A 7,412-nucleotide genomic window follows, 5' to 3' on the forward strand; every position below is an offset into this window, starting at 1 on the left:
ACGCGGCCGCCCTTGACGCCGCCTTCGGGGCCCATGTCGATGATGTGGTCGGCGGTCTTGATGACGTCGAGGTTGTGCTCGATCACGACGACGGTGTTGCCCTGTTCGACGAGGGCGTGGAGCACCTCGAGGAGCTTGCGCACGTCCTCGAAGTGGCGGCCCGTGGTCGGCTCGTCTAGGATGTAGAGCGTGTTGCCGGTGGCGCGGCGGGCGAGTTCCTTGGCGAGTTTGACGCGCTGCGCCTCGCCGCCCGAGAGCGTGGTCGCCTGCTGCCCGACCTTGACGTAGCCCAAGCCCACCTCGACCAGCATCGCCATCTTGTCGCGGATGGGGGGCACGGCCTTGAAAAACTCAGCCGCGTCCTCGACCGTCATGTCGAGCACGTCGGCGATCGAGTGGCCCTTGAACTTCACCTCCAGCGTTTCGCGGTTGTAGCGCTGTCCGTGGCAGACGTCGCAGGTGACGTAGACGTCGGGGAGGAAGTGCATCTCGATCTTGAGTACGCCGTCGCCCTGGCACGCCTCGCACCGCCCGCCCTTGACGTTGAAGGAGAAGCGGCCGGGCTTGTAGCCGCGCGCGAGGCTCTCGGGGAGACCGGCGAACCAGTCGCGGATCTGCGTGAACGCGCCGGTGTAGGTCGCGGGGTTCGACCGGGGCGTGCGGCCGATCGGCGACTGATCGATGTCGATGACCTTGTCGAGATGCTGTAGGCCGGAGATCTTGTCGTGCTTGCCCGCGAGCATCCGCGCGCCGTTCAGCGTCCGCGCGGCGGCGGCGAAGAGCGTGTCGATGGTGAAGCTCGACTTGCCCGAACCCGACACGCCGGTGATGCAGGTGAAGGTGCCCAAGGGGATCGACGCGGTGACGCCGGTCAGATTGTTGGCGGTGGCGTTGTGGACAGTGAGCTTCTTGGCCGAGCCCTTGCGGCGCTTGGCCGGCACGGGGACCTCGCGCACGCCGTTCAGGTAGTCGGCGGTGACGCTGCCTTCGGTCGCCAGGACCTCTTCGAGCGTGCCGGCGGCGACGACCTGTCCGCCGTGGACGCCCGCGCCCGGCCCCATGTCGATGACGTAGTCGGCGGTGCGGATCGCGTCCTCGTCATGCTCGACCACCAGCACGGTGTTGCCGAGGTCGCGCAGGCGCCGGAGCGTGGCGAGCAGCATGTCGTTGTCGCGCTGGTGGAGGCCGATCGACGGCTCGTCGAGGACGTAGAGGACGCCCGAGAGGCCGGAGCCGATCTGGCTGGCGAGGCGGATGCGCTGGCTCTCGCCGCCCGAGAGCGTGCCGCTGGTGCGGTTGAGGTTGAGGTAGTCGAGGCCGACGTTGTTGAGGAAGCCGAGCCGTTCGACGATCTCCTTCAGGATACGCTCGGCGATGGCGCGCTGCTGATCGCCCAGGTGGTTGGGGAGATCGGTGAAGAAGGCGAGCGCGTCGACGACCGAGAGGTGGGTGGCGTGGCTGATGTCCTGTTTCGCGATCTTGACCGCCAGCGCCTCTGGCTTGAGGCGGGCGCCGTGGCAGGTCTCGCACGCCTGCGCGGACTGGTACTTTGACAGCTCCTCCTTCATCCACGCGCTCTCGGTCTGGAGCATGCGGCGGTTGAGGTTGCCGATGACGCCCTCGAACGGCTTCTTGACGTCATAGGACTTCTTGCCGTCGACGAAGGTGAGCGTGACGGGTTTCCCGCGGGTGCCGTGGAGGATGGTCTTCTGCACCTCGGCGGGGAGCTCGCCCCAGGGGGTGTCGAGCGCGAAGTCGAACTCGCGCGCGAGCGAGCCGAGCACCTGCATGTAATAAGGCGACGGCGGGTTGGACTTCGCCCACGGGACGACCGCGCCCTTCTTGATCGAGAGTTCGTGATTGGGGACGACGAGGTCCTCGTCGAAGATCAGCTTCTCGCCGAGACCGTCGCAGGCGGGGCAGGCGCCCTGGGGGGCGTTGAAGGAGAACAGCCGCGGCTCGATCTCGGGGATGGTGAAGCCCGAGACGGGGCAGGCGAATTTCTCGGAGAAGACGATGCGGCCGTCAGGGGCGTGGTCGCCGAGCACTGCGCTGGTCGGCGTGCGCGGTTCGACCGGATCGGCGGGGTCGACGTAGGCGAGGCCGTCGGCGAGCTTCAGCGCGGTCTCAAAGCTCTCGGCCAGGCGGGTGGCGATGTCGCCGCGGACGACGAGGCGGTCGACGACGACCTCGATGTCGTGCTTGAACTTCTTGTCGAGCGCGGGTGCCTCGTCGATCTCGTAGAGCTCACCGTCGATGCGGACGCGGGTGAAGCCGGCCTTCTGCCATTCCAGCATCTCCTTGCGATACTCGCCCTTGCGCGCGCGGACGACGGGGGCGAGCAGGTAGAGGCGCGTGCCTTCGGGCAGCGACATGACGCGGTCGACCATCTGGCTGACCTGCTGCGCGGCGATCGGCTCTCCGGTGGCGGGGGAGTAGGGGACGCCGACGCGCGCCCAGAGCAGGCGCATATAATCGTAGATCTCGGTCACGGTCGCGACCGTAGAGCGGGGATTGCGGCTGGTGGTCTTCTGCTCGATCGAGATCGCAGGGCTGAGCCCTTCGATATGGTCGACGTCGGGCTTCTGCATCAATTCGAGGAACTGGCGCGCGTAGGCGGACAGGCTCTCGACGTAGCGGCGCTGCCCCTCGGCGTAGATGGTGTCGAAGGCGAGGCTGGACTTGCCCGAACCCGACAGCCCGGTGATGACGGTCAGCGTGTCGCGCGGGATGTCGACGCCCACGTCCTTGAGGTTGTGCTCGCGCGCGCCGCGCACCGAAATCGTCGTCAAAGCCATGTGGGCCGTTCTACCTTCGTTCCGCAGCGGATGCCAGTGTGGGCGGATGTAGGAACGCGTGGGAGGCCTTGCGAGGTTCGTGCGTGGAGGGCGGTAAATGCGGGTCAGGCCGATCTGCCGCTGCTGGACGGTGATGTGTTGTCCTGCAGCGCTGATGCGAGTTGTCGCGGCGCGCGGATGCATCCATGCTGCGTCGGTTCGAGGGGGTATCAATAATGCGAGCGATCCGTGGATGGCTGCTGTCGGCTGCCGTGATGATGGGCGTGGTGAGCGTGGAGGCGCGCGCGCGCGAACTGCCGGTGCCGGTGGGCAAGGGATGGCAACATGCACAGACCGGGATCATCCTGATGCCGATGCTGGCCGGGTTGACGCGCACCGGATTGAGCGATGCAACCACGGGCGAATTTGACGTGACTGCGCGATATGAGGCGGCGGATAAGAGCGTCATCACGACCTTGTTCCTATTTCACCCCGCCGCGGGAAACGCGGCATTGTGGTTCGATCGCGCACGCACCGCGTTGGAGACGAGCAGTGCCTTGCCCGGCATGTCGCCCGCGAGCGCGGTGCCGATGGTGTTTGCTGCACCGGGGGCGTCCGTGGCCTCGTCGCTGCGGCAGGCATATGCGAGTCCGGGCGGAAGCTTTCGCAGCACCGCGTTGGCGGTGGTACCGGTTGGCGGCTGGCTGGTCGTGTTGCGCATGACTGCGCCAACGTTGACGGCGACGCAACTGGGTGAACGAATGGACCAGGTGATTGCGGGCGTCCGCTGGCCGGCGGAAGGCATGACGGCGGGACCCGCGGCGGTGCCGATCGCGGCGTGCGCCACGCCACTGCGTTTTTCGAAGGCAAAGGTGGTCAAGCCCGACCTTGCCGACATGATGATCGCCGGTGTGGTTCATGTTGGCCGAATGAAGAGGCGGGACGCGACGAGCGCGGTGGTGACGTGGTGCCGCGACAGCGCGGGCGAGCGCAATTACGGCGTTTACCGATCGAGCAATGAGGAAGCCGGTTTTGCGATGGCGCTGGGCGATGCGGGGCGCGTGATCAGCGTGGCGCCGTCCTTCATGGGGCTGCTTAACAAGACGGGTACGTATTCGGTGACGATGAGCGACGTCGATGGCAGCGTGGAGACGTTTGCGTCGTTCAACAAGCTGCCGTCGCCCACGCAAGTGTGGTCGGCGGTCGCGGGCGGCAAACCGATCAGCCGTACGAAGGATAATACCACCACGGTGGATGGCAAAGCGCTGTAGCAGTGAACATGTCTACGCAGGCGTGGCGTATGGTGAACGGAGCGCGCCGCGCGGTGGCGCATTTGGCCCACGAGGAGTTCAATGCCCATGAATGACCTGCCCCCACGCGGTGGCCCGGACCCGAAAAGCCGCGCTCGGTTTCTGACGGTGACGCTGATCGTGCTGGCGTTGATCGCCGTGATCTTCGTCGGCACCAACATCAACCACGTCAAGGAACGCGGGGATCGCCCGATGGGGGAGGACCGGCCGAGCCCGACGCAGCAGTGAGGTTGAGCGTGTCGGCGTGACCGTCTGTCGTTGGATGCGCAACGGCGATGATCGCGGCACTCACGTCATGTTAGGCCAGTATCAATGCGACTGAGATCGCTTGCGGGCATGATTGCCGCAGCCCGCGGTTGCCCCGCGTCGTCGTCGTTCAATCTGCAGTCTTGTTCGGCGTGGGGCCGGCATCTTCCATGCGTTCCTTCGCGATCGCAGTCATCGTGTCGGTGTCGGTCAGGTCGACGATGCGGACTTCCTCGCGGCCCATCCGCTGAGGTATCTTGCTTCCGATGGGTACGCCGAACTGCGCGCGGATTGTGAAGCGGTCAACGCGGTAAATGCCCTGACTGGTTGCGGGCAGATCGAGTGGGACATAACGACGGCTGGCAACCTGATCCGTGATCGCGCGCGCCCATCCTCCTAGCCCGGCGCTACGCAGGATCTCAACGTCCGCGGTGTGTCCGTCGGGCTTGATCCAATAGCCGACGTCGGCGGTTCGGATCGTTGCGTGTGCCAACGGCACCTTGAGGAACTTAGATCGCTCAGACGCCGCAGCGGCGTTGAGCACGGAAAACTCGCTGCTAGGTTCCTTGATCGGCGTTTGCGTGACCAAGCGCGGCGTGTCGTTGGCGGATTGGTGCAGCGTGGCGGCGATCCGGTCTACCGCGCCGGCATTACCGTCGCGAACGGCGATGCGCGTGCGCAGAACTTGCGCGGCCTGCGCGACCTGTGCCGCGACCGCCGGGTCAGCAGCGGCGACCGCGACCGCGCGATCGGCGAGTGCAGTTGCCTCGGCGTCGCGGTGGCGGATCGTGGCGAGCGACGCCTGACGCAGCAGCGCCACTGCGGCGAGCCCGTTTTGTCCGCTCGCCACCGCCTTGTCCGCCACCGAGCGGTAGAGCGCTGCCGAGAGGCTGGGCTGGTTCATGCCGATCATCGCGTCTCCGAAGGCGAGTTCCTGCCTCAGAGTCTCCGGCCGGTCGACGCCGCGATACTGGCGTAGCAGTGTGACGCTCCGGCGGATTGAGGCGAGCCAGCGTCTGTTGACGCCCTTGTGCTCCGCCACGGTTGCGAGCGTGGCATAGAGCGTCGACAACGGACCAGGCAGCTCCGCTGCGAAGCGCTCGTTACGGTTAATCGCGCGTTGAAGCGTGGCTTGCGCCGCGTCGTAGCGCGTCGCGCTGAACTGCTCCACTGCGGCCTGCAGCGATCGTTCAATCTCCTCGGCCGGCGGACAATGGCGCGCAAGGCAGGCGGCAAGCTCGTCCTGCGCGCGGTGGCCGACCACGACGACATCGCCGGCGGCGGGTGACGGCGCCGCCGCCGCGGCCTGTGCCAGCGCGGCTAATGTCAACGTGAGCATAGAGTGAGGCTGATGTTGGTACCACTGGCTGTCAAGCCGCGGTTACTTACAACATCAAGACGGGCCGGCGATGATCGGGCATTCGCATCGGTGACCGTACAGTGACCCCGCCGATTGAATCCAAAGCTTAGCATGGCTCGACGTGGATCAACGCCGGTGGTCTGATCGCCGGGCAGCATGACCGTAAAGCACGTGCGATTGCAAGTCGCGGTGGTCGCGCGGGCCGGTAGGGCGTGGCATGGGCGGGGTTCACCGGAGCTTCGCGCATGACCTTTATTCGCCGTTTCATCGATCCTTACCTGCTGCTGCTGCTCGCCACCGTTGCGCTCGCGGCGGTGTTGCCGGCGCGTGGGGAGGGTGCGCGGTTGGCGGAGGTGGCGGTGACGGTCGCGGTCGCGCTGCTGTTCTTTCTCTACGGCGCGCGGCTGGCGCCGGCGGCGATCTGGGCTGGCCTCACGCACTGGCGGTTGCAGGGGCTGGTGTTCCTAAGCACGTTTCTGCTGTTCCCGCTGCTGGGGCTAGCGGTGAGTGGCGTCGCGCGCGCGTGGGTGCCGGGCGAGATCGCGGCGGGGCTGTTGTTCCTGACGCTGCTGCCTTCGACGGTGCAGTCGTCGATCGCTTTTACGGGCATCGCGGGCGGGAACGTGCCGGCGGCATTGTGCAGCGCGTCGGTGTCGAACCTGGTCGGCACGGTGCTGACGCCGTTGATCGTCGCATTGGTGTTTCCGCTGACGGGATTGCTGCCGGCGGCGGCGGGCGGCGGGGTGTCGCTCCACGCGATCGAGGGGATTGCGGCGCAGATCCTGCTGCCGTTCGTCGCGGGGCAGGTGGCGCGGCCGCTGATCGGCGGGTGGATCGCGCGGCACAAGGGGCCGACGAGCCTGGTCGATCGCGGGTCGATCCTGCTGGTCGTCTACGCCGCGTTCAGCGAGGGCATGGTGTCGGGCGTGTGGCAGGCGGTGAGCGCGGGCGATCTGGCGCTGGTGCTGCTGTTCGACGGCGTGCTATTGGCGGCGGTGATCGCCGCGACGACGTGGATGTCGCGCGCGTTGGGCTTTTCCAAGCCCGACGAGATCGCGATCGTGTTCTGCGGATCGAAGAAGAGCATGGCGAGCGGGATACCGATGGCGACGATCCTGTTCGCGGGGTCGTCGGTCAGCCTGATCGTGCTGCCGCTGATGATCTTTCACCAGGTGCAGCTGTTCGTCTGCGCGGTGCTGGCAAGGCGGTACGCGGCGCGGGGAGCGGGCGGGGTCGATCCGGCGCGCGCGGACGCGGCAGTCGTCGAGGCGGCGGTGAACAGCCGTTGATCAGGTGTGTTAGTTAGATAATACAGAATGACGAAAACAAGCGTTGACGATAACTGACTACGCTTGTAGTCGAAGCGGCATCGACGGGAGGGGAGTGCGATGCCGATGCGGTTGGCGACGAGGACAGCGGCGAGCATGGTCGCGCTGGCGGCGGTTCTGGTCGCGGGCGAGGGAGCGGCGCAAACCGCGCCGGCACCCGCGACGGTGACCGCGCCGAAGCCGGTCGACCCGCAGGGCGCGCAGCCGGCCGGGCAGCCCGACCGCGTGACCGGCAGGCGCACCTACGACGCGGCGTGGTTCGCCACCTTCGCGCCCGCGACCGCGCTGCAGATCGTCCAGCGCGTGCCCGGCTTCACGATCGAGAGCATCGATCCGTCGTTGCGCGGCTTCGGCGGAGCGGCGGGGAACGTCGTCATCAACGGGCAGCGGC

The 7,412-nt window shown here is 66.8% G+C and carries 5 protein-coding genes and 1 pseudogene; 4 read left to right on the top strand and 2 right to left on the bottom strand.

Annotation, left to right across the window (positions count from 1 at the left end; translation table 11 throughout):
- Window positions 1–2,798, bottom strand: a 2,798-nt coding sequence (gene uvrA / locus QZ847_RS08120; protein WP_294355241.1) for an excinuclease ABC subunit UvrA, incomplete at its 3' end; no start/stop codon positions are given.
- 215 nt (window positions 2,799–3,013) lie between these two features.
- Here uvrA and QZ847_RS08125 point away from each other — a divergent pair.
- Together QZ847_RS08125 and QZ847_RS08130 are read left to right on the top strand one after the other, a co-directional pair.
- On the top strand, window positions 3,014–4,048 hold the full coding sequence (locus tag QZ847_RS08125; RefSeq protein WP_294355245.1) for a hypothetical protein: 1,035 nt from the start codon (window positions 3,014–3,016) through the stop codon (window positions 4,046–4,048).
- Between the two features lie 81 nt (window positions 4,049–4,129).
- Window positions 4,130–4,315, top strand: coding sequence for a hypothetical protein (locus QZ847_RS08130; protein ID WP_294355247.1), 186 nt, complete (start codon window positions 4,130–4,132; stop codon window positions 4,313–4,315).
- Window positions 4,316–4,463: 148 nt separating this feature from the next.
- Here QZ847_RS08130 and QZ847_RS08135 read toward each other — a convergent pair whose 3' ends face one another.
- A complete protein-coding gene (locus QZ847_RS08135) occupies window positions 4,464–5,672 on the bottom strand; it encodes a hypothetical protein (RefSeq protein ID WP_294355250.1) in 1,209 nt (402 codons plus the stop codon).
- A 266-nt stretch (window positions 5,673–5,938) separates the two neighbouring features.
- Between QZ847_RS08135 and QZ847_RS08140 the strand changes: the two genes are divergently transcribed.
- Both QZ847_RS08140 and QZ847_RS08145 read left to right on the top strand, forming a co-directional pair.
- Window positions 5,939–6,982, top strand: coding sequence for a bile acid:sodium symporter family protein (locus QZ847_RS08140; RefSeq protein WP_294355252.1), 1,044 nt, complete (start codon window positions 5,939–5,941; stop codon window positions 6,980–6,982).
- A 99-nt stretch (window positions 6,983–7,081) separates the two neighbouring features.
- Window positions 7,082–7,412: pseudogene (locus tag QZ847_RS08145) on the top strand (hypothetical protein); the annotation flags it as partial.

It is taken from the genome of uncultured Sphingomonas sp. (assembly GCF_913778135.1).
In the GTDB taxonomy this organism is placed as follows: Bacteria; Pseudomonadota; Alphaproteobacteria; order Sphingomonadales; family Sphingomonadaceae; genus Sphingomonas.